The sequence below is a fragment of the Rhodococcus sp. T2V genome, assembly GCF_029269925.1.
In the GTDB taxonomy this organism is placed as follows: Bacteria; Actinomycetota; Actinomycetes; order Mycobacteriales; family Mycobacteriaceae; genus Rhodococcus_F; species Rhodococcus_F koreensis.
Genome location: NZ_JARJBD010000025.1, coordinates 47269 through 67520 on the forward strand (window position 1 = coordinate 47269; position 20252 = coordinate 67520).

Here is a 20252-nt window from a genome sequence, read left to right on the forward strand (position 1 = left end):
GTCACACGGTGGCCGACCAGCTGTCGGGGCCGAACACCTCGTAGTGGATGTTCTCGGCGGGCACATCCTTGGCGAGGAGCGCTTCGCGTATTCCCAGCATGAAGGGCAGCGGGCCGCACAGGTAGGCGCGGGTGCCGGGCGCGATCGTGACCTCGCCGAGGTCGGCCCGTCCCTCCCGCAGGCCGCCCTCGGGACGTCGGGTGCCGAGGTCTTCGTACCAGCGGTGCATCACCGCGAACGGCAGACGTTCCACCAGTTCGGTCAGCTCCGCGCGGTGCGCGTGACTGCTGGCGGACCGGTCGGCGTGGAGCACCGAGATCGGGCGGCTGTCGTCGGTGTCGGCGAGGTGGCCGAGCATCCCGATCATCGGGGTGCACCCGATGCCCGCGGACACCAGGAGCAGCGGCGCGTCGTCGTCCTGTAGGACGAGATCGCCGAACGGCGTCGACACCGTCAAGACGTCATCTTCGAAGACGTTGTGGTACAGGAAGTTCGACACCTCGCCGGCGCGCTTCACCGAGATCCTCCAGTCGCCGCGCGACGGGGCCGACGACAGGCTGTACTGGCGAATCTGGCGTGCGCCGTCCGGCAGGCGAACGGCGACGGAGAGGTACTGCCCCGGAGCGAACGCCGGAAGCGGCGAGCCGTCGACGGAGGTGAGCACGAACGATACCGTGTCCGCGGACTCGTGCCTGCGCTCGCGGACCCGCACGTCGCGCCACACGTCCCCGGCGGCCACCCCCGCCGAGGCGTACAGCCCGGCCTCCATCGCGATCAGGGTCTCCGCCATCAGCCAGTACACCTCGTCCCAGGCGGCCGCGACCTCGGGAGTGACGGCGTCGCCGAGGACCTCGACGATGGCCGCGAACAGGTGGGTGTGCACGATCGCGTACTGGGAGGGTTCGATCCCCAGCGAGGCGTGCTTGTTGGCGATCCGCGACAGGATGAGGTCGACGCGCGCCTGATCGGGCTCGAGTTGGAGGGCGGCGAACGCGGCGATGGCGCCTGCCAGCGCCTTCTGCTGTTCGCCCTGCTTCTGGTTCCCGCGGTTGAACAGGTCTCGTTCGAGTTCGGGGTGAGCGTCGAACAGCTTGCGGTAGAACAGCGTCGTGATGTCCGAGATCGCGGCGCCGACCACGGGCAGGGTGGCGCGGATGACGTCCGTCGAGGTGGGCGAGAGCATGTCATTCTCCGATCGTTCGAGAAAACTGGGAAGTTGAGGTGGCCACCCGGGGGAGGGCGAGCAGCACGGTTCCGGTGGGGGTTCGGGTGAGGTCTTCGACGGTGAGGCCGTCCAGCGACTCGAAGAACGCGTTCTGCGCGCGCCGGAGCGCCGACCGCAGCAGGCACCCCGATCGCAGCGGGCACGGCTGGGCGCCGTCGCAGTCGACGACCTCCGCGTCGCCTTCGAGTCGGCGGGCGAGCCAGCCGACGGACGCGGTGCGCCCGAGTTCGGTGATGGCCAGGCCGCCGGCACGTCCGCGGCGTGCGTCGACGATGCCGAGTTCGCCGAGTCGGGTGATCACCTTGGCGGCGTGGGTGTACGACACCGACAGTTCCTCGGCGATCGCCCGGCTACCCGGTCGTTCGCCGTTCCCGGCCACGGCCAGTCGCATGACCACCCGCAGTCCGAGGTCGGTGAACTGTGTGAGTTGCATGACCCGAACGTACTTTAATTCGCATCTCGGATACCAAATTTGTGACCGAGATCGCTCGGGATTTACTGGGCTGAAAAGTACAGTGGCCCAGTAATATTCGATCGAGACACACGCCTCCACTTCTCATCATCGCCCAATCTCGCCGCTGAGGCTATGGCCGGAGAGCCCGAATCGGTGGGGACTTAAGTCCCCACGTCGAAAGGTGAAGGGCGGCAGACGCGAAAAGGAGGCCGGGGATAGTGTGAAGCCATGAGCACACGGGACCGCAACAGCGTCGTCGTCGGCGTCGACGGATCGGACAGCTCGAAGTCCGCTGTCCGGATGGCTGCCGAACTCGCCACCGAACGTGGACTGAACCTGAAGATCATCCACGCACTCGACTTCGCTCCGTACGGGTTCGGTGGCCCGTATATGGATTCGGGCGGCGTGTACGAGTGGGTCGAGGCGAGCGGCAAGGCGATTCTCGCCGAGGCGCAGGAGCGGGCGTTCGCGGTCAATCCCATCATCGAGGTCTGCACCGAACTGTCGATCGGGAGCAGCGCTCAGTGGCTCGTCGACCTGTCCGAGAACGCTCGGATCGTGGTGGTCGGAGCATCCGGGGCCGGGGCCGCGGCCACCGCGCTGCTCGGGAACACGGCGATCAACGTCACCAGCCACGCGCACTGCCCGGTCGTCGTGGTCCGCGGCGACGCCCATCCGGACGGGCCCGTCGTGGTCGGCGTCGACGGCAGCGCCACCAGTGAGCGGGCGATCTCGGTGGCCTTCCAGGAAGCGTCGATGCGGAATGCTCCGCTGGTGGCCGTCCACGTGTGGAGCGACCTCGGATCGAAGGCGTTCGAGGATCCGAGGGCCGCGGCTCTCGTGCCGCAGGGACTCGAGGAGGACGAACGTGCCGTCCTCGCCGAGAGCCTCGCCGGCTGGCAGGAGAAATACCCCGACGTGCGGGTCACCCGCGAGGTGTACATCGACAATCCGCGGGCGCGGTTGCTCGACTGGTCGAAGAAGGCGCAACTGCTGGTCGTCGGCAGCCGGGGGCGCGGAGGATTCAAGGGGATGCTGCTCGGTTCGACCAGCAACAGCCTGGTCGGTGGTGCGCAGTGCCCGGTCGTCGTCGTGAGGCCTGCACGCCCCTGAGGCGATTACGAGCAGTAGTGTTCTGGAACGAAGCAGGAACAGGTTGCAGGTAACGCCAGGATTGGGGAACGACGTGCGCATAGGTATGGGCTTGAACTACAGCGGCGGTTTCGCCGAGACGGTCGACGAGGTCGCCGACCTGGAGAAAGCCGGGCTCGACATCGCGTTCGTGCCCGAGGCCTACTCGTTCGACGCGGTGAGCCAGATCGGCTACCTCGCCGCCAAGACCACCACCCTGGAACTCGCTTCGGGCATCTTCCAGATCTACACCCGCACGCCGAGCCTGACCGCGATGACGGCCGCCGGCCTCGACTTCGTGTCGGACGGGCGCTTCGTGATGGGGCTCGGCGCCTCCGGTCCGCAGGTGATCGAGGGTTTCCACGGCGTCAAGTACGACGCCCCGCTCGGACGCACCCGCGAGGTAGTCGAGATCTGCCGCAAGGTGTGGCGCCGCGAGAAGGTCGAATTCCAGGGCAAGTACTACCAGATTCCGCTGCCTGCCGAGAAGGGCACCGGGCTGGGCAAGCCGCTGAAGATCATCAACCACCCTGTGCGTGATCGCATCCCGATCGTCATCGCCTCGCTCGGACCGAAGAACGTGGAGTTGACCGCCGAGATCGCCGAAGGCTGGGAACCCATCTTCTACCACCCGGAGAAGGCCGCGAGCGTGTGGGGAGAGCCGCTGGCCAAGGGCAAGGCGAAGCGCGACCCGAGCCTCGGCGACCTGCAGGTCTTCGCGTCGCCGGCCCTCGCCATCGGCGACGACGTCGACCACATGCTCGACTGGGTCCGCCCCGGTCTGGCCCTGTACATCGGCGGTATGGGCGCGAAAGGCAAGAACTTCTACAACGACCTCGCGGTCCGGTACGGCTACGAGAAGGAAGCCGAGACCATCCAGGACCTCTACCTGTCGGGCAAGAAGGACGAGGCCGCAGCCGCGGTGCCGGACGACCTGGTGCGGGCCGTGTCGCTGATCGGTCCGGAGAGCTACGTCGCGGAGCGGGTGGCCGCGTTCGCCGAGTCCGGGGTCACCACGCTCACCGTCACACCGCTCGCCGCGGATCGTGCGGGTCGTGTCGCGTTGGTCGAGAAGCTCCGCAAGATCTGCGGGTAGCACCCGCACACCTCAGCAGTGCACAGCCGGAAGAATCAGGAAAGGTGACCATGACCGGAATCAAGCCGATCGTCGTGGGTGTGGACGGATCCGAGTCGGCGTCGGCCGCCGTGGCGTGGGCCGCTCGGGCCGCCGCCGCGCTGTCGCTCCCGCTGCACATCGTGACAGTGGTCCACATTCCCGCCTTCTATTACACCGAGCCGTATCTGGCCGAGAGCTTCAAGGAAGAACTCGAGGACACGGCGAAGGCCCGGCTGGGCAGTGCGCGGGTGCACGCCAAGCAGACGGTGGACGAACCGCTCGACATCACCACCGAACAGTTCGAGGCCAAGGTGAGTCAGACCCTCATCGAACTGTCCGCCAACGCCCACATGGTGGTGCTCGGCTCGCGCGGGCACGGCGAGTTCACCGGCCTGCTGATCGGTTCCACGACGTCCGCGGTCGCCGCGCACGGCCACTGCCCGCTGGTGGTCGTGCGGGGGCGCACCCTGGACGGGCAGCCGCCGACCGAGGGGCCGATCGTGGTCGGTGTCGACGGTTCGGAAAGCAGCCGGGCCGCGTTGGAAGTGGCGTTCGAGCAGGCCGCCGCCCGGGGTGCGAGCCTGGTCGCGGTCAACGTGTGGAGCGATGTGAGTGTGCAGCCGTCGCTCGGCGCCAGCCCGGACGACCCACTGTGGAGCAGCATTCAGACGGGCGAGGAAGTGGTGCTGTCGGAGCGTCTCGCCGGGTACCAGGAGCGGTATCCGGACGTGACGGTCGAACGCGTCGTCGCGCGCGACCGCCCCGTGCGGGTGCTCAGCGAATTCGCCGAGAAGGCGCAACTGATCGTCGTGGGCAGCCGCGGCCGGGGTGGATTCAAGGGAATGCTACTGGGCTCCACCAGCAACGCATTGCTCCACACCGCGGACTGCCCGGTGATGATCGTCCGGCCGGAGAGCTAGGTCTTCGAGGTGCGTCAGCGGGCCGCGACGCGTTCGCCGAGACGGGCCTCGCGGGCGAGTGCGCGATCCCGGGACTCCTCGAACCGGGATGCCGTGGCCTCCATGCCGTGCAGGAACGTCGCCAGCTCCTCCCGGCAACGCTCCCCGTCCGGACCGAAATCGTTGCGCTCGAACATGTTCCACTTTCGGAGCACGGGCAGTACGACCTCGTCGAGGTGCTGGCGCAGGTCGTAGATGCCGCCCTTCGCGATCAGGACCGCATTGCGGCGGAAGTTGTGCATGCCCGCGCCGGGCATCTGGAAGTTGGTCACCACCTTGTGGATCGCGGCGATCGTCTGATCGGGAGCGAAGTCCAGGGCTGCGCCGACGATGTTGCGATAGAACATCATGTGCAGGTTCTCGTCGGCCGCCACCCGGGCGAGCATGCGGTCCGCGACCGGATCACCGCATGCCTTGCCCGTGTTGCGGTGCGACACCCGGGTGGCCAGTTCCTGGAACGTCACATACGACACCGAATCGAGCATCGACCCGCCGCCGGGATCGAAGCCCTGTGTCATGTGGGCCATTCGAGCATGCTCGAGCGCTACCGGGTCGACCCCTCGTGTCACGACCAGATAGTCCCGCATCACGATCGAATGCTTGTTCTCCTCCGCGGTCCACCGGCCCACCCATGTGCCCCACGCGCCGTCGAGTGAGAAGTGCTGGGCGATCTCGCGGTGATAGGACGGCAGATTGTCCTCGGTCAGCAGATTGGTGATCATCGCCGCCCGCGCGGTGTCGCTGAGCTGGGATTGTTCCGGATCCCAGTCCTCGCCGCCCAGCGCCGCGAAGTTGCGGCCGTCGTCCCACGGAACGTAGTCGTGGGGGTGCCAGTCCTTGGCCATGGCGAGGTGCCGGTTGACGTTGTCTTCCGCAACATCCTCGAGTTCGTGCAGCAGTTCGCGGTCCGTGAGTACGCGGCTCACAATGGCGCTCCGTTTCTGTTCTGTCAGTATCCGATTCGCAGGATCAGCTGGGGATGGCCCGGCAGGTTCAGTCGATTCGCGAGCCGAGGCGCCGAGTCGTCGACGCGCAGCGGGTGGGAGAGTACGGAGGCGCCGAGCCGGGCGTCGACGGCGGTGAGCCACGCCCGTTCGACCGCGATTCCGGTGCGGACCAGGTCGATCGACTCCTGCGTGTCCGATGCGAACACGAGGACGGTCTCGCTCTCGATGGCGGCGGCGAGGCGGGCCGAATCGGGGACGCCGCGGGTGACGACGGTGTGGATCGTGTCGAAAGACTCGTGACCGCCCCGCGGCAGCCAGTGCGACGTCCACGGGAAGAGGTCGCGCTGGTGGCCCGGATCCTGCCGAACACGGTCGGCCGAATAGAGCAGCACGTCGGCGAGCGCGGGCGCCTCGTCCGCGGCGAGCAGGCGAGCGCAGACACCCTCCATCTCGGCCGCGTCGACGATGTCGGCGACGGTGGCCGCGGGAACCGGTATGTCGGCGAACGCCTCTCGATGACTTCGGCGGCGGGCGATGGCGGAGAAGAGCCTCAGATCGGTGCTCGAGGGCGAAGCCGTCCCCACTGCGCGAACGGTTGCGACGAGTTCGGGCCGGCGCGGATCGGGCAGCAGATCGGTCTCGATCTGTCTGCCGAGTGCCCGCAACGCGAGTTCCACGTTCGCGACACCAGCGCCACACGAGATCACGCGGTCGGCGCGCGGTGTGTCCGTGAAGCCGCGGCGCTCGCTGATCTGCGCGCACGTGCCGTCCAGCCGCAGATCCCACGGCTGCGTGTCGTGGACCGACGGAGCCGAGACGATGGCGCGGGAGACCACCTCGATGTCACTGAGCGACCAGCTGTTCATCGCGACCTCCAGTAGTGGTGTCCGGGTGTTCCCCCGCATCCTCAGCATTCCGCGCGCCGAGTGGCGCTCGCTGGGGTCGAAGGTCCCGTTGTGTGCGGGAGAGGTCCCGGATCGGTGGATACCCGGGGTGTGCGCGGTACGGTTCGTAGAGAAGGCGGTGGAGGTGCAGATATGACCACGCGGGTGTTCCTGGTCGACGACCACGAGATCGTGCGGCGAGGCCTGGTCGATCTACTCGGCAGCGTGCCCGACCTCGAGGTGGTCGGGGAGGCCGCGTCGGTGGGTGAGGCGATGGCGCGGATCCCGGGCAGCGGCGCGGACGTCGCCGTGCTCGACGTCCGGTTGCCGGACGGCAACGGTGTCGAGCTGTGCCGGGACCTGCGCGCTGCGCTGCCCGAATTGCGGTGCCTGATGCTGACGTCGTATTCCGACGACGAGGCGCTGTTCGACGCCATCATGGCCGGGGCGTCCGGATTCGTCCTCAAACAGATCCTCGGCACCGACCTGGTGGCGGCCGTGCGGACGGTGGGGGAGGGCGGTTCGCTGCTCGACAGCAGGGCGACGTCGGCGCTGATGAACCGGATCAGATCCGCCCGCCGGGACGACCCGCTGGCGCAACTGTCCGAGCAGGAACGCGCCGTGTTCGACTTGATCGGCGAGGGGCTCACCAACCGGGAGATCGCCGAGCGACTCTTCCTCGCCGAGAAGACGATCAAGAACTACGTGTCGCGGCTGTTGTCCAAATTAGGGATGCAGCGGCGCACGCAGGCGGCGGTGCTGGCCACCGAGTTACGCAAAGAGCACTGACAGTTTCGTCACGTCAACGGTACCCGCCACGTGACGACGGTTCCCCCGCCCGCGGAATCGACGGTGCAGGTGCCGCCGCAGTGCTCGGCGCGCCGATCGAGATTGTCCAGTCCGCTGCGCCGGGCGCCGTCGGCGATCCCGATGCCGTCGTCCGCGACGGTGACAATGAGGTCGTCCGCGGCGGCCACCGAGATGTCGATGGTGGTGGCCCGCGCGTGCCGCAGCGCATTGCTCAGGGCCTCGCGCAACACCGCCTCCGCGTGCGGGTGGATGCGGCTGGGCACGAGCGTGTCGATGGCGCCGGTGAACTGGACGTTCGGCGCGACCGGCGAATGGGAGGTGAGGTCGCCGATCACGTCGAGCAGGCGGCGGCGCAGACTGGTCGCCGAGGCGATGCCGGTGGCCTGCAGATCGAAGATGGTGGTGCGGATCTCGCGCACGGTCCGATCGAGTTGCTCGACCGCCGTGGCGACGATGGAGCGCACGCCGTCCGGAACGTCCCCGACCGCGTGCGTGCTCTGGAGGCTCATGCCGGTGGCGAACAACCGTTGAATCACGTTGTCGTGCAGGTCGCGCGCGATCCGGTCGCGGTCGGCGAGCACCGACAGCAGACGTTGCTTGCTCTGCTGATCGGCGAACTCCACCGCGACGGCGGCGAGGTCGGCCACCGATTCGAGTCGGGCCACCTCGTCCGGATCCCACGCAGTGGTGCCGCGCGCCGCGACCACCAGGACCCCGCCGACCCCCGACGCCGTCGACAGCGGCAGCACCGCGGCCCGGCCCGCCTCGGCGGAGAACGGTGCGAGATCGTCGATCCCCGTCAGCAGTGCGGGGGTGCGGGAGCGCAGCACTTCGGCGAACGGTTCGGCCTGGGTGGCGCTTCGGAAGTTGGTGCGCAGCGGCCGCACCGTGCTGTCCGCCCCGACCACGGCGCCCTCGCCGAGCGTGACGACGATGAAGACCTCGTCACCGCTGGACAGTTCGCGTACCTCGGCGGCGAGCGTGTGCAGTGTTTCGTCGAGTGATCCGCCGACCATCAGCCGGGAGGTGATCGCCGCGACGACCGTCAACCACCGCTCCCGCGTCCGCGATTCCTCGAACAGCCGGGCATTCTCCACCGCCACGCCGGCCGAGGTCGCGAGCGCACGCAGGATCACCTCGTCCTCGTCGGTGAACTCGGGTCCGCTGAGTTTCTCGGTCAGATAGATGCTTCCGAAAACCTTGCCCCGCATCATGATCGGCATTCCCAGGAAGCTCTTCATCGGTGGATGATTGGGCGGGAAGCCGATCGACCCCGGGTGATCGGCCAGGTTGGCGAGGCGCACCGGACGGGGGTCGTGGACCAGCAGTCCCAGCAGCCCGCGGCCCTCGGGCAGGTGGCCCATGCGCGCACGCTCCTCCGGCGTGATGCCCTCGTAGACGAACTCCGAGAGCCCGCCGTCGGGGGCGTGGACACCGAGCGCGCCGTAGCGGGCCCCGAGCAGGGACGTGGCCGAAGTGACGATGCGCTGCAGGGTGGAATCCAGCTCGAGCCCCGACCCGACCACGAGGACCGCCTCGAACAGGCGCTGCAGACTCCGGCGGGTGGGGACCACGTCGGCGAGCCCCTCCCGGAACTCACTGATCCTCGACTCGTGCCCACCATCCGATCCCATGCCAGCAGCATAGGTCTGGGGGAGGCGTAACACCGCGAACCACGGCGTCGATAACAGCTCGAGTGTTTACTCATCCGAACTAATGCTTACCCATTGACGTGACGAGGGAGAAGAAGAATGAATCGACGGCACTTCGCACGACGGGTCGCGGCAGGTCTGACCGCTGCAGTGGCAGCGACGATGATGTTCACCGGTGTCGTGTCGGCGCAGCCCGCAGATTCCGCTCCCGTCGTCGACCCGGCGACCGCGATCGCGAAGCTGCGCACCGTGGCCGCCGGAAACCCCGAGGCGGAGGCCGCCATCGAGCGACTCGCCGCATCCCCGACCGACACGGCGGCGACGAACATCGCCCTTCCGGGCCAGATCTTCCAGGTCCCCGCGTACTCCGACACCGGGCAGGGCGGTCCCGTTCTCGGACAGCTGTACGGAGCGGGTGTGGCGACCAACATGAGCAACCAGTTCCGCTTCGGCTTCTTCGGCGGGCCGGGCGTCATCGCGAACGACCAGACCGGCGCCGAACTCGACGTCGTGTACTACAGCTTCGCCACCGGTGCCAGCGGCATCGTGAAGCTGGACCAGAACAACGTCGCGGTGCCCACGGTCGTGTCCACCGCCCCGGTCGCCGGACTCGGCAGCGGCCTGGTCGTCGCGGCCGTGTACGGCTCGCTGAACCACCAGGTGGGGCCGAACGTCGTCAAGAGCACCATCTGGTGGCCCACCCTGGGCACCGTCCTCGCCTGACCGGTCGAGGACTCAGGTGGCAGGTTCGGCCCCCGGCCGCGCCTGCCACCACTCCGTCCAGCGCTGCTCGAGTTCGGCCCACTCCTCGTCGTCCAGGCCGTAGGCGGCCAGGAGGATCTGCGCACCGCCGTTCGGACGCGCCGCGTTGACGGGCTGCTCGCCGAACTGCAACAGTCCTGGGCCGAGATCGTCGACGCTCACCGCGGTCTGGTGCTCGCCGACGAAACACACCACCCCGTGCAGCAGGTCGCCCGTGTCGGCGACCGCGGTGAAGTGATCGCCCACCGTCAGGTAGCCGAGCTTGTCGAGGCCGAGCAGGTGGCGCGCCGAATCTCCGTCCGCGACCGGGCCTTCGAGGAACAGTGTGCGACGCTCGTCGAGTCCGTGCCGTTCGATGCCGAACTTGAGGAACTGCAGAAACGTGGTCCAGCCCTCGGTGACGTCGTCGTACCAGTCGTCGGCGGCGGGATCGGCGCCCCGGGGCGGCCGGGTGATCCGCACCAGTGTGGTGCCGTCGTGCTCGTGGAGGCTGAACCGATCGGCGCCGCCGAGGGCGAGGATGAAGGCCTCGGCGTCCTCCGTCACGTCGTCGCCGAAGTAGATTTGCCTGATCTCGTCGTCCAGGCCCTCGCAGTCCCAGCCGTGCCAGCGGCGAAGCAACTCCGGGTCGCGCAGGGCAGGCCATACGACCGACGGCGCCGCAGCCACCGATACCTCGATCACGGGCGGGGTTTCCGTCATGCGCTCTCCTGCGTCTCCACTGTTGCCGGTCCGACGTGCACCACCGACCGCCAGAGATGCACCACCATGACGACGAACGCCACGCACCACACGGTGAATGCACACCACAGTTCGGCACTACCGACCATACCGACGAGCGGGATGTGATCCGCCCGGCCCAGGTAGATTCCGGCGACCGCGTACATGCCGAGGGGGAAGACGATGCTCCACACGGTGGCGTCGTAGCGCAGCGGCACCTTGTTGGCGATGTGACGCCACCATCCGGCGGCCACCAGGACCGGGATGAGCCAGGTCGCGAACGCCCAGAACACCACCGCGAATCCGCCGATGAGCCCGCGCGTGGCATTCACCATCGGCGCGTCCGCCATCTCGACGATGCGGGCGCCGGCGAGGACGGTGATCGCACACGCACCCATCGCCACCCAGTACGGCGCCGTGAGGTCGCGCGGCCGCAGCGGATACAGCAACATCCGCGCGGCGACGAAGATCCCCGCCGCGCCGTACAGGCACACCCCGACCGACCAGGTGAAGACGGCGACCACGGCCAGGAACCGGCGGGCGCCGTCGTACACCGGTTCGAGGGTCGCGGCGGCCACGGCGACCGACTGCGCGGCGACCACCCAGATGAACCAGGTTCCGTTCGCACGTGCCACCACCGGACGTTCGGACGTGCCCAGGACGGCGGTCCACGGGACGACGTAGCCGAGCACGATCCAGGTCAGCCCGGCGACGGTGAGCAGCACCGCGGTGGCAGCGTGGTGGCCGTCCATCGCCAGGCGCACGCCGAACACGTCGGTCCCGGCGATGAACGTGAAGAAACCGAATCCGCGGCTCGCGTCCGTCAGGTCGTCGACCACCTGACGGCGATACGCCGCGATCCGCCAGATCGTGAGGATCACCAGCGTCACGTAGGCCGCGGCGCAGACACCGAACAGCAGAACCGAGAGCACGTCGAATCCGCCCAGTTTCATGCCCACCGAGATGATCCCGCTGGCCATGACGATCGCGAAGTAGCCCGGGTTCAGGCTCCGAACGGAATCCTCGAGACGATCGCGCACGACCGTCACATGGCGACGGTGAGCAGGAACGCGACGTCCTCGATGGCCTCGACGCTGTGCCGGTCGGTCGGGAGAACCAGCAGGTCGCCGGTGGAACCCTTCCACGAGTCCTCGCCGGCCACGAGGTTCAGTTTGCCGCTGAGAATGAACAGGGTGGCCTCGCCCGGGCTCTCGTGTTCGGCCATCTTCTGACCCGCGGCCAGGGCGACGACGGTCTGCCGGAGGCTGCGCCGATGCCCGCCGTACACGGTCTGCGAACTGCGGCCGCTGGACGTCCCGCCTGCCAACTTCAGTTGCTGACGGGCAAGGGCGGTCAGTGACTTCTTGTCCATGGTGTGAGTATGAACCACTGCGCCCATCGTCACCCGCCGAATGGGGTAACGGTGCGGTGGCAAACAGGTGGCCGGTCAGCGCCGGGTGTAGGTGATCCAGCGGTACCGGGTGCCGTCCTTCGCCGATGTGAGCCACTCGCCGCTGTCCTGTGCGTGCCAGGACTCGTCGATGGGGGGTGCCCAGGCGTCGCCGTCGATGGTCACGTCGATCTCGGAGACCAGCAGCTGTGTGGCGAACGGCATTGCCGCCGTGTAGATCTGGCCGCCGCCGATGACGCAGACGTCCTCGTCGGTGAGCGCGAGCGCCGCGGCGATGCCGTCGGCGGACTCCGCCCCCTCCGCAGCCCAGTCGGGCTGACGGCTGATCACGATGTTGCGCCGACCCGGCAGGGGCCGGAATCGCGGGGGCAGCGAGTCCCACGTCCTGCGGCCCATGATCACGGGGTGGCCCTGCGTCACCTTCTTGAAGTACGCCATGTCCTCGGGGACGTGCCACGGGATCGTGTTGTCGCGGCCGATGACGCCGCCGACACCCTGCGCCCAGACCAGCTTGACCTCGCGGGCCACTAGACGGCCACCGGCGCCTTGATGGCCGGATGGTGCCGGTAGTCGACGATCTCCACGTCCTCGAACGTGTAGTCGAAGATCGAATCCCGCCGGTTCAGTTTCAGCGTCGGGTACGGCAACGGCTCCCGGCTCAACTGCTCGGTGACCTGGTCGACGTGGTTGTCGTAGATGTGGCAGTCACCACCCGTCCAGATGAAGTCGCCCGGTTCGAGCCCCGCCTGCTGCGCCACCATGTGGGTGAGGAGCGCGTAACTGGCGATGTTGAACGGCACGCCCAGGAACAGGTCGGCGCTGCGCTGGTACAACTGGCACGACAGCTTGCCGTCCGCGACGTAGAACTGGAAGAACGCGTGGCACGGCGCCAGCGCCATCTGCGGGATGTCGCCGACGTTCCACGCCGACACGATGATGCGACGCGAATCCGGGTTCGACTTCAGCGTCTCGATGGTCTGGCTGATCTGGTCGATATGCTCGCCCGACGGGGTCGGCCAGCTGCGCCACTGCACGCCGTAGACCGGGCCCAGTTCGCCGTCCGCGTCGGCCCACTCGTCCCAGATCGTGACGCCGTTGTCCTGGAGCCACTTCACGTTGGAATCGCCGCGCAGGAACCACAGCAGTTCGTAGACGATCGACTTGAGGTGCACCTTCTTCGTGGTGATCAGCGGAAACCCGTCCGCGAGGTTCCAGCGCATCTGATGCCCGAAGACGCTCTTCGTGCCGGTCCCGGTGCGGTCGGCCTTCGGGGTGCCCGTGTCCATGACGAGTCGGAGCAGGTCTTCGTACGGCGTCGGCACAGATGTCACTGTACGAGCATAGGCGGCTCCGCCACCCGTGCGCCTTTCCGGTAGCTGGAGCAACCAGAAAGGCGCACGAGCGTTAGCCTCGCCACATGCGTGAACTCTTCGTGATCGGCATCGGCGCCGGCGACCCCGACCAGGTGACGGTCCAGGCGATCAAGGCGATGAACAAGGCGGACGTGTTCTTCGTCATCGGCAAGGGCGACGAGAAACAGGACCTCGTCGATCTCCGCACCGGCATCCTCGAGGAGCATGTCGCCGGGCCGTACCGCGTCGTGGACATCGTCGACCCGCCCCGCGACCGCACGCCGTCCGACTACGAGGGTGTCGTCGACGACTGGCACGAGCGCCGGGCGGCGCTGTTCGAGGCCGAGTTCGCGTCGGAGCCGGGTGTCGGGGCGATCCTCGTGTGGGGCGACCCGTCGCTCTACGACAGCACGCTGCGGATCGTCGAGCGGGTGCTCGCCCGCGGCAACGTGTCGTTCGACTACTCGGTGATCCCGGGCGTCACCAGCGTGCAGTCGCTGGCCGCCCAGCATCGGATCGTGCTCAACCGGATCGGCGAACCCGTCCACGTCACCACCGGCAGGCGACTGGCCGAGGGGCTGCCCGACGGCGTCGACAACGCGGTGGTCATGCTCGACGCCCACTGCACGTTCACGCAGGTCCCCGGCGACGACGTCCAGATCTGGTGGGGCGCCTACCTGGGCACCCCCGACGAGGTGCTGATCTCCGGTCGCCTGCGCGACGTCGAGGACGAAATCCAGCGGGTGCGCGCCGAACTGCGGGAACGCAAGGGCTGGATCATGGACACCTACCTCCTCCGCAGGTGAGTGCGAAAGTGTGGAGGAGCACACTTTCTCGCTCACATGCCGTTAGCCTGGGACCATGCCCGAGCTGCCCGAGGTGGAGGCGTTAGCCGAGTTCCTGCGTGAACACGCCGTGGGAGCGGTCGTGGGCCGGGTGGACGTGGCGGCCCTGAGTGTGCTGAAGACGTTCGACCCCCCGATCACCGCCCTGCAGGGCCGCGACGTCACGGGTGCCGCCCGGTTCGGCAAGCACCTCGCGCTCGACTGCTCCGGGTTGTGGCTCGTCACCCACCTGTCGCGTGGGGGCTGGCTGCGCTGGACCGACAATCCGTCGGTTGCGCCGCCGAAACCGGGCAAGGGCCCGCTGGCGCTGCGGGTGCATTTCTTCACCCCGGAGGGGGCGACGCCGGCGTTCGACCTGACCGAGGCGGGCACGAAGAAGCGGCTCGCGGTGTGGCTGGTGCACGACCCGCAGGAGGTGGAGGGGATAGCCCGGCTCGGGCCCGACGCCCTCGCCGTCACCGAACCCGAGTTCGCGGCGCTGCTGTCCACCACGTCGGCGCGGATCAAGAACGCACTCGTCGACCAGTCGCTGCTCGCCGGCGTCGGCAACGCCTACTCCGACGAAATCCTGCACACCGCAAAGATTTCCCCGTTCGCGACGGCACGCACCCTGCCGGAAGACCAGGTGCACGTGCTGTACGACGCGATGCGTTCCGTGCTCACCGATGCCGTCGACAGGTCGCTCGGCCAGGACGCGGCGCGGCTGAAGGGGGAGAAGCGATCCGGGATGCGCGTCCATGCCCGAACCGGTCTGCCGTGCCCCGTCTGCGGTGACACCGTCCGGGAAGTGTCGTTCGCGGAGAAGTCTTTTCAGTACTGCGCGACGTGTCAGACCGGAGGCAAGGTGCTCGCCGACCGCCGGATGTCGCGGCTGCTGAAGTAGGCGCCGGTGCGAAACTGCGCCCGCATGGAGAAACTGTGCCCGCATATAGTTGTGACCATGCGTGAACAGGCACCCGGACGGTTCGGTACCCCTCTGACGGCAGGCGCGACCCGCGTCATGCTGCTCGGGTCGGGTGAGCTGGGCAAGGAAGTGATCATCGCCCTCCAGCGGCTGGGGGTCGAGGTGATCGCCGTCGACCGCTACGACAACGCGCCGGGCCACCAGGTGGCGCACCGCGCGCACACGATCGACATGAGCGACCCGGAGGCGCTGCTTCGGCTCGTCGACGCCGAGAAGCCGCATTTCGTGGTGCCCGAGATCGAGGCCATCGCCACCGATGCGCTGGCGACCGTCGAGGAGCGTGGCGTTGCCGTCGTGGTGCCCACCGCGCGGGCGACGCAGCTGACCATGAACCGGGAGGGAATCCGGCGCCTCGCCGCGGAGGAACTGGGACTGCCCACGTCGCCGTACGAGTTCGCAGAATCGCTCGAGCAGGTCCGGGCGGCCACCGGACGCATCGGCTTTCCCTGCGTGATCAAGCCGGTGATGTCTTCGTCCGGCAAGGGGCAGTCCACGGTGCGTGCCGCCGACGACGTCGAGAAGGCCTGGGACTACGCGCTCGCGGGCGGCCGCGTCAATTACGGCCGCGTCATCGTGGAGGGGTTCGTCGACTTCGACTACGAGATCACCCAACTCACCGTCCGGGCGATCGGCTCCGACGGCGAGGTGGGCACGTTCTTCTGCGAGCCGATCGGGCATCTGCAGGATTCGGGTGACTACGTGGAGTCGTGGCAGCCGCAGCCGATGAGCGGCACGGCGCTCGCCCGGTCGCGCGAGGTGGCGGAGAAGGTGACGTCGGCGCTGGGCGGCCGCGGGATCTTCGGGGTGGAACTGTTCGTGAAGGGCGACGACGTGTACTTCTCGGAGGTCAGCCCCCGCCCGCACGACACGGGACTGGTCACCCTTCGGACGCAACGACTCTCGGAGTTCGAACTGCATGCCCGCGCGATCCTCGGGTTGCCCGTCGACACCACCCTCACGACATCCGGTGCGTCCGCGGTGATCTACGGAAAACTGGATGCCGCCGGAATCGGCTTCGAGGGTGTCGCCGACGCGATGGCCGTCCCCGAGACCGACCTGCGGCTGTTCGGCAAGCCGGAGAGCTTCGCGCGGAGGCGGATGGGCGTCGCCGTGTCCACGGGGCCGGACGTCGAGACCGCCCGCAGCCGTGCGCGGGAGGCGGCGTCCCGCGTCGTGCCCGTCGCGTGAGTCCGGGCGCAGAAGTCCTCGTCGGCCTGGCCATCGTGGTCGGGCTCGTCGGGATCGTCATCCCGATCCTGCCCGGCACGATCCTCATCTTCGCCGCAATCCTGGTGTGGGCCATCATGACCGGCGGTGCGACGGCGTGGACGGTGTTCGCGGTTGCCACGCTGTTCCTCATGATCAGCGGTGTCGTCAAGTACACCTGGCCCGGCAAGCGGATGCGCAGCGCCGGCGTGCCCAACATGTCGCTGATCGTCGGCGGGCTGCTCGGGATCGTGGGGTTCTTCGTCGTTCCCGTGGTGGGACTGTTTCTCGGGTTCATCGCGGGAACGTATGTGGCCGAGCTGTACCGGTTGCGTGCCCACAACCGGGCGTGGGCGTCGACGTGGCACGCGTGCAAGGCCGTCGGACTGTCGATGCTGATCGAACTGCTCGGCGCCCTGATCGCGTCGGGGGTGTGGCTGACCGCGGTCGTCGCGACGTAGGTCGCCGAAATCGTCGCCGGGGGTATCCAGGAGCGACCTCCACCTGCGATGATGAAACGCGGATGTTGATCTTCCCGGCTAGCGGAGGAATGCGCCGTGAACAAGAAGACGACCTGGATCCTGGCCCCGCTCGCTGCCGCGACCCTCGCACTGAGTGGCTGCGGCAACGACTCGTCCGACTCGTCCGCGCCGAGCGCCACCAGCGCCGCGGAGGCCACGAGCAGCGGCGCAGCGGCGCCCGCGTCGAACATGATGGAGAAGATTCCGTCACCCTTCGTGATGACCCCGCAGATGGACCCGACGTACGTCGGGTCGGTCGACGGGACCGACGCGTACATCGCGCTGGCCAGGTCGGGTGACGACATGGTCGCCTTCCTGTGCGACGGCGACGAGATGTGGACGTGGATGACCGGCACGATGGACGGCGACACGGCGTCGATGTCTTCGCCGGACGGAGCGACGCTCACGGCGTCGATGAGCGACGGCACCGTGACGGGGCAGGTCAGCGCGCCGGGCATGGCCGACAAGGCGTTCACGGCCAAACCTGTCGCCGCGGAGGACGGGCTGTTCCGGGCGACCACCAACCACGACGGCACCGACTACACCCTCGGCTGGATCATGACCCCCGACGGCGTCCGCGGGCTGGAACGGCAGGCCAACGGATCGACCACCGGTGGCATCGCCGTCGACCGGAACGAAGACCAGATGGACGATCGGCAGCGTGAGCGGCGGCAGGAACGCCGCGAACAGCTGGACTGCGATCAGATGCAGAACTACAACACGTGGCTGGTGTCGCAGCCGCAGACGCCGCCGGTGGCCGAGATGGTGTCGATGAACAGCGTGCAGATGGAAGGCTGCTGACGAGGGGCGTGCGTGCTAGCAGCGTCCGTCCGGAGTGTCGCAGCGGTACCACGCACGCGCGTTGCCGCCCATGACCTTGTCGAAGTCGTCGCCGACCGCGTCCGCCACTATGTCGATGTCGCTGTCCCGGAACACTCTTCGGGATCGGCTGCCCGGTAGGTCGGTGCCGAACATCAGCGCCTCGGGGTTGACGGCGTGGATCTTGCGCAGCACGTCGCCGACGTTCTCGATGGTGGTCCGCCCGAACCCGGTGGCCTTCACCCGGACTCCCCGGTCGACGAGATCGAGGAGGTACGGCAGGCCCCGCGTCGACATCCCCAGGTGGTCGATGCACACGGCGGGCAGTTTGGCGAACACCGGCTCGAGCGACAGCAGCAGGGTGGCGTCCACGTAGAACTCGGCGTGCCAGCCGGTCAGCTCGTACGCCCGCAGGGCCTGCTTGGTGAGGAGCTTCACGTCGGTCGCGCTGCGCCGAAGATTGAACCGGACGGCCCGGACCCCGGCGCGGTCGAGTTCGAGGATGCTCTCGTCCGTGGTGTCGAGTTCCATCTGGGTGACGCCCACCCAGCTGGGGCCGAGCTCCTCGAGCGCAGCTTTCAGGTAATTCTGGTCGGTGCCCTGATACGAGGCCGTGACGACGGCGCCGCCGTCCACGCCGAAGCCCTTCGTGCGTGCCCGGTAGTCGGCGATGGTGAACGGCTCCGGAAGATAGCCGTGGTTCTCGACCACCGGGAACCGGGGATCGATGATGTGAACGTGGGCGTCAAACACGACTCATATCCTGCCTTGTGCGGGGGGACTGCCGGAACATCGCGCCGGCACCCGGGGTGAGCCTCGCCGCCGTCTGGACACACGTGGTCCGAGACGACGGAAGGGAACCTCCCGCGGGAGGTTCCCTTCGCACCGAGTCGGAAGATCAGGCCTTGTCGGGCTCGCTGGCCTTGAGCATGTCCTCACGCTCGACGACCTTGATCCGCTCGCGGCCCTCGGGCTCGCCCAGGCTGCGCTCGTGCGCGTCGAGGCGGTACCAGCCCTGCCACGTGGTGTAGGGGACCTGCTTGCCCTCGAGGAACTCGATGATCGCGTCCTCGCCCGGGTTCGCGGGCTCGGGGAAGCCGGTCCGGTCCTCGAGCAGGTTCGCGACGGTCTCGTTGGCGTCGCCCTTGGTGTGGCCGATCAGGCCGACCGGGCCGCGCTTGATCCAGCCGGTGACGTAGGTGGCCGGCATGAACCGGGCGTTGCCCTCGGCGGTGTCGTCGGCGATGACGCGTCCGGCCTCGTTCGGGACCGTGCCCGCCTGCTCGTCGAACGGCAGCTTCGCGATGTTCTGCGACAGGTAACCCACGGCGCGGTACACGGCCTGGACGTCCCAGTCGTTGAACTTGCCGGTGCCCTTGACGTTGCCGGTGCCGTCGAGCTGGGTGCGCTCGGTGCGCAGACCGACGACCTTGCCGTCCTCGCCGAGCACCTCGGTGGGCGACTCGAAGAAGTGCAGGAACAGCTTGTGCGGGCGGTTGCCCACGTCGCGGATGGCCCAGTCCTGCAGGGTGTTGGCGACCATGTCGACCTGCTTGGAGTTGCGGCGCGCCTGCTCGGAGCCCTCGTCGTAGTCGATGTCCTCGGGATCGACGATGACCTCGATCGTCGGCGAGTGATCGAGTTCACGCAGCTCGAGGGGGGTGAACTTGGCCTGCGCCGGTCCGCGACGACCGAACACGTGGACCTCGACGGCCTTGTTCGCCTTGAGTCCCTCGTAGACGTTGGCGGGGATCTCCGTCGGCAGCAGTTCGTCGCCGGTCTTGGCGAGGACGCGCGCGATGTCGAGGGCGACGTTGCCGACACCGAGGACGGCGACCTTCTCGGCCTCGAGGGGCCAGGTGCGCGGGACGTCGGGGTGGCCGTCGTACCAGGAGACGAAGTCGGCGGCGCCGTAGCTGCCGTCGAATTCGATGCCCGGGATGTTGAGGGCGCGGTCGGCGTTGGCGCCGGTGGAGAAGATCACCGCGTCGTAGAAGCTGTGCAGGTCTTCGAGGGTGATGTCGCTGCCGTAGTCGATGTTGCCCAGCAGGCGGACCGACGGCTTGTCGAGCACCTTGTGCAGGGCGGTGATGATGCCCTTGATGCGCGGGTGGTCGGGGGCGACGCCGTACCGGATCAGACCGAAGGGGGCAGGCATCCGCTCGAAGAGGTCGATGCTGATCCCGCCGTCAGACGCGGCATCGGATTTCATGAGTGCGTCGGCTGCGTAGATACCGGCGGGGCCGGCACCCACGATCGCAACGCGCAACGGACGTGTCTGATCAGTCATCTGGAGCGAACTACCTTCTGAAGGGCGGACAACGAAACCTCAGCTTAAATTAAGCCCAGCCTAATCGGGTGGCCGAGGTGCGGCAGACAGGGCAAAGCCCATTCTCGGGACTCACGCCTGTAGAGGGTAGTCGCCTCCGCGTTGGGGGGTCACAAACACGATTTGTAGGGGCAGCTCTATACA

The 20252-nt window shown here is 67.9% G+C and carries 23 protein-coding genes; 11 read left to right on the forward strand and 12 right to left on the reverse strand.

What is annotated here, in order from left to right:
* Position 1: 1 nt before the first annotated feature.
* Both P3H15_RS21650 and P3H15_RS21655 read right to left on the reverse strand, forming a co-directional pair.
* A complete protein-coding gene (locus tag P3H15_RS21650; RefSeq protein WP_276139140.1) occupies positions 2–1183 on the reverse strand; it encodes a globin domain-containing protein in 1182 nt (393 codons plus the stop codon).
* A gap of 1 nt (position 1184) precedes the next feature.
* A complete protein-coding gene (locus tag P3H15_RS21655) occupies positions 1185–1658 on the reverse strand; it encodes an Rrf2 family transcriptional regulator (RefSeq protein WP_276139141.1) in 474 nt (157 codons plus the stop codon).
* A gap of 249 nt (positions 1659–1907) precedes the next feature.
* On the opposite strand from P3H15_RS21655, the gene P3H15_RS21660 reads away from it, so the two are divergent.
* The 3 genes from P3H15_RS21660 (at position 1908) to P3H15_RS21670 (ending at position 4847) form a co-directional block, all read left to right on the forward strand.
* Positions 1908–2792, forward strand: a complete 885-nt coding sequence (locus P3H15_RS21660; protein ID WP_276139142.1) for a universal stress protein — start codon at positions 1908–1910, stop codon at positions 2790–2792.
* Positions 2793–2865: 73 nt separating this feature from the next.
* Positions 2866–3906 carry an LLM class F420-dependent oxidoreductase gene (locus P3H15_RS21665; protein WP_012689174.1) on the forward strand — a complete coding sequence of 347 codons (1041 nt, stop codon included), beginning with the start codon at positions 2866–2868 and terminating at the stop codon, positions 3904–3906.
* Between the two features lie 50 nt (positions 3907–3956).
* Positions 3957–4847, forward strand: coding sequence for a universal stress protein (locus P3H15_RS21670; RefSeq protein ID WP_276139143.1), 891 nt, complete (start codon positions 3957–3959; stop codon positions 4845–4847).
* A gap of 14 nt (positions 4848–4861) precedes the next feature.
* On the opposite strand, the gene P3H15_RS21675 is transcribed toward P3H15_RS21670, so the two are convergent.
* Positions 4862–5812 (reverse strand): acyl-ACP desaturase, encoded by a 951-nt coding sequence (locus P3H15_RS21675; protein WP_276139144.1) that lies wholly within the window; start codon positions 5810–5812, stop codon positions 4862–4864.
* A gap of 23 nt (positions 5813–5835) precedes the next feature.
* A complete protein-coding gene (locus tag P3H15_RS21680) occupies positions 5836–6699 on the reverse strand; it encodes a nitroreductase family protein (protein WP_276139145.1) in 864 nt (287 codons plus the stop codon).
* Here P3H15_RS21680 and P3H15_RS21685 point away from each other — a divergent pair.
* Together P3H15_RS21685 and P3H15_RS21690 are read left to right on the forward strand one after the other, a co-directional pair.
* Complete coding sequence (locus P3H15_RS21685; protein WP_276139146.1) at positions 6674–6874, forward strand: hypothetical protein; 201 nt, start codon at positions 6674–6676, stop codon at positions 6872–6874. The two genes, P3H15_RS21680 and P3H15_RS21685, sit on opposite strands and share 26 nt — an antisense overlap.
* Positions 6871–7506 (forward strand): response regulator transcription factor, encoded by a 636-nt coding sequence (locus P3H15_RS21690; RefSeq protein WP_072947172.1) that lies wholly within the window; start codon positions 6871–6873, stop codon positions 7504–7506. The genes P3H15_RS21685 and P3H15_RS21690 overlap by 4 nt, the downstream gene beginning before the upstream one ends.
* A gap of 8 nt (positions 7507–7514) precedes the next feature.
* Here P3H15_RS21690 and P3H15_RS21695 read toward each other — a convergent pair whose 3' ends face one another.
* Complete coding sequence (locus P3H15_RS21695; protein ID WP_276139147.1) at positions 7515–9161, reverse strand: GAF domain-containing sensor histidine kinase; 1647 nt, start codon at positions 9159–9161, stop codon at positions 7515–7517.
* Between the two features lie 117 nt (positions 9162–9278).
* On the opposite strand from P3H15_RS21695, the gene P3H15_RS21700 reads away from it, so the two are divergent.
* Positions 9279–9902: a Tat pathway signal protein gene (locus P3H15_RS21700; protein ID WP_276139148.1), complete on the forward strand. Its 624-nt coding sequence runs from the start codon at positions 9279–9281 to the stop codon at positions 9900–9902.
* A 12-nt stretch (positions 9903–9914) separates the two neighbouring features.
* Here the strand turns inward: P3H15_RS21700 and P3H15_RS21705 are convergent, their stop codons facing one another.
* The 5 genes from P3H15_RS21705 to P3H15_RS21725 all read right to left on the reverse strand — a co-directional run bounded on the left by P3H15_RS21705 (position 9915) and on the right by P3H15_RS21725 (position 13358).
* Positions 9915–10643 (reverse strand): SRPBCC domain-containing protein, encoded by a 729-nt coding sequence (locus P3H15_RS21705; RefSeq protein ID WP_276139149.1) that lies wholly within the window; start codon positions 10641–10643, stop codon positions 9915–9917.
* A complete protein-coding gene (locus P3H15_RS21710; RefSeq protein WP_276139150.1) occupies positions 10640–11710 on the reverse strand; it encodes a tellurite resistance/C4-dicarboxylate transporter family protein in 1071 nt (356 codons plus the stop codon). The genes P3H15_RS21705 and P3H15_RS21710 overlap by 4 nt, the downstream gene beginning before the upstream one ends.
* Entirely contained in the window at positions 11707–12033 is a 327-nt protein-coding gene (locus P3H15_RS21715; protein ID WP_012689167.1) for a cupin domain-containing protein, read from the reverse strand. Before P3H15_RS21715 ends, P3H15_RS21710 begins: the two co-directional genes overlap by 4 nt.
* Positions 12034–12108: 75 nt before the next feature.
* Positions 12109–12600: a dihydrofolate reductase gene (locus P3H15_RS21720; protein ID WP_276139151.1), complete on the reverse strand. Its 492-nt coding sequence runs from the start codon at positions 12598–12600 to the stop codon at positions 12109–12111.
* Positions 12600–13358: a thymidylate synthase gene (locus P3H15_RS21725; RefSeq protein WP_276139191.1), complete on the reverse strand. Its 759-nt coding sequence runs from the start codon at positions 13356–13358 to the stop codon at positions 12600–12602. The genes P3H15_RS21720 and P3H15_RS21725 overlap by 1 nt, the downstream gene beginning before the upstream one ends.
* Before the next feature lie 131 nt (positions 13359–13489).
* Between P3H15_RS21725 and cobF the strand changes: the two genes are divergently transcribed.
* The 5 genes from cobF to P3H15_RS21750 all read left to right on the forward strand — a co-directional run bounded on the left by cobF (position 13490) and on the right by P3H15_RS21750 (position 17761).
* Complete coding sequence (gene cobF / locus P3H15_RS21730; protein WP_072947156.1) at positions 13490–14230, forward strand: precorrin-6A synthase (deacetylating); 741 nt, start codon at positions 13490–13492, stop codon at positions 14228–14230.
* 55 nt (positions 14231–14285) lie between these two features.
* A complete protein-coding gene (locus P3H15_RS21735; protein WP_276139152.1) occupies positions 14286–15152 on the forward strand; it encodes an Fpg/Nei family DNA glycosylase in 867 nt (288 codons plus the stop codon).
* Between the two features lie 57 nt (positions 15153–15209).
* Positions 15210–16421, forward strand: a complete 1212-nt coding sequence (gene purT / locus P3H15_RS21740; RefSeq protein ID WP_276139153.1) for a formate-dependent phosphoribosylglycinamide formyltransferase — start codon at positions 15210–15212, stop codon at positions 16419–16421.
* Entirely contained in the window at positions 16418–16900 is a 483-nt protein-coding gene (locus tag P3H15_RS21745) for a DUF456 domain-containing protein (RefSeq protein ID WP_276139154.1), read from the forward strand. Before purT ends, P3H15_RS21745 begins: the two co-directional genes overlap by 4 nt.
* Before the next feature lie 96 nt (positions 16901–16996).
* Positions 16997–17761 carry a hypothetical protein gene (locus P3H15_RS21750; protein ID WP_276139155.1) on the forward strand — a complete coding sequence of 255 codons (765 nt, stop codon included), beginning with the start codon at positions 16997–16999 and terminating at the stop codon, positions 17759–17761.
* A gap of 15 nt (positions 17762–17776) precedes the next feature.
* Here the strand turns inward: P3H15_RS21750 and P3H15_RS21755 are convergent, their stop codons facing one another.
* Together P3H15_RS21755 and P3H15_RS21760 are read right to left on the reverse strand one after the other, a co-directional pair.
* On the reverse strand, positions 17777–18532 hold the full coding sequence (locus P3H15_RS21755) for an amidohydrolase (protein WP_276139156.1): 756 nt from the start codon (positions 18530–18532) through the stop codon (positions 17777–17779).
* A gap of 145 nt (positions 18533–18677) precedes the next feature.
* On the reverse strand, positions 18678–20069 hold the full coding sequence (locus P3H15_RS21760) for an FAD-dependent oxidoreductase (RefSeq protein ID WP_276139157.1): 1392 nt from the start codon (positions 20067–20069) through the stop codon (positions 18678–18680).
* Positions 20070–20252 lie beyond the last annotated feature (183 nt).

What these genes read in the sequence shown, in the direction of transcription:
- P3H15_RS21650 (WP_276139140.1), bottom strand. Translation starts at nt 1,183, where the DNA reads ATGCTCTCGCCCACCTCGACGGACGTCATCCGCGCCACCCTGCCCGTG.
- P3H15_RS21705 (WP_276139149.1), bottom strand. Translation starts at nt 10,643, where the DNA reads ATGACGGAAACCCCGCCCGTGATCGAGGTATCGGTGGCTGCGGCGCCG.
- P3H15_RS21735 (WP_276139152.1), top strand. Translation starts at nt 14,286, where the DNA reads ATGCCCGAGCTGCCCGAGGTGGAGGCGTTAGCCGAGTTCCTGCGTGAA.
- purT (WP_276139153.1), top strand. Translation starts at nt 15,210, where the DNA reads ATGCGTGAACAGGCACCCGGACGGTTCGGTACCCCTCTGACGGCAGGC.
- P3H15_RS21690 (WP_072947172.1), top strand. Translation starts at nt 6,871, where the DNA reads ATGACCACGCGGGTGTTCCTGGTCGACGACCACGAGATCGTGCGGCGA.
- P3H15_RS21700 (WP_276139148.1), top strand. Translation starts at nt 9,279, where the DNA reads ATGAATCGACGGCACTTCGCACGACGGGTCGCGGCAGGTCTGACCGCT.
- P3H15_RS21725 (WP_276139191.1), bottom strand. Translation starts at nt 13,358, where the DNA reads ATGGACACGGGCACCCCGAAGGCCGACCGCACCGGGACCGGCACGAAG.
- cobF (WP_072947156.1), top strand. Translation starts at nt 13,490, where the DNA reads ATGCGTGAACTCTTCGTGATCGGCATCGGCGCCGGCGACCCCGACCAG.
- P3H15_RS21660 (WP_276139142.1), top strand. Translation starts at nt 1,908, where the DNA reads ATGAGCACACGGGACCGCAACAGCGTCGTCGTCGGCGTCGACGGATCG.
- P3H15_RS21760 (WP_276139157.1), bottom strand. Translation starts at nt 20,069, where the DNA reads ATGACTGATCAGACACGTCCGTTGCGCGTTGCGATCGTGGGTGCCGGC.
- P3H15_RS21695 (WP_276139147.1), bottom strand. Translation starts at nt 9,161, where the DNA reads ATGGGATCGGATGGTGGGCACGAGTCGAGGATCAGTGAGTTCCGGGAG.
- P3H15_RS21680 (WP_276139145.1), bottom strand. Translation starts at nt 6,699, where the DNA reads ATGAACAGCTGGTCGCTCAGTGACATCGAGGTGGTCTCCCGCGCCATC.
- P3H15_RS21670 (WP_276139143.1), top strand. Translation starts at nt 3,957, where the DNA reads ATGACCGGAATCAAGCCGATCGTCGTGGGTGTGGACGGATCCGAGTCG.
- P3H15_RS21685 (WP_276139146.1), top strand. Translation starts at nt 6,674, where the DNA reads ATGTCACTGAGCGACCAGCTGTTCATCGCGACCTCCAGTAGTGGTGTC.
- P3H15_RS21715 (WP_012689167.1), bottom strand. Translation starts at nt 12,033, where the DNA reads ATGGACAAGAAGTCACTGACCGCCCTTGCCCGTCAGCAACTGAAGTTG.
- P3H15_RS21655 (WP_276139141.1), bottom strand. Translation starts at nt 1,658, where the DNA reads ATGCAACTCACACAGTTCACCGACCTCGGACTGCGGGTGGTCATGCGA.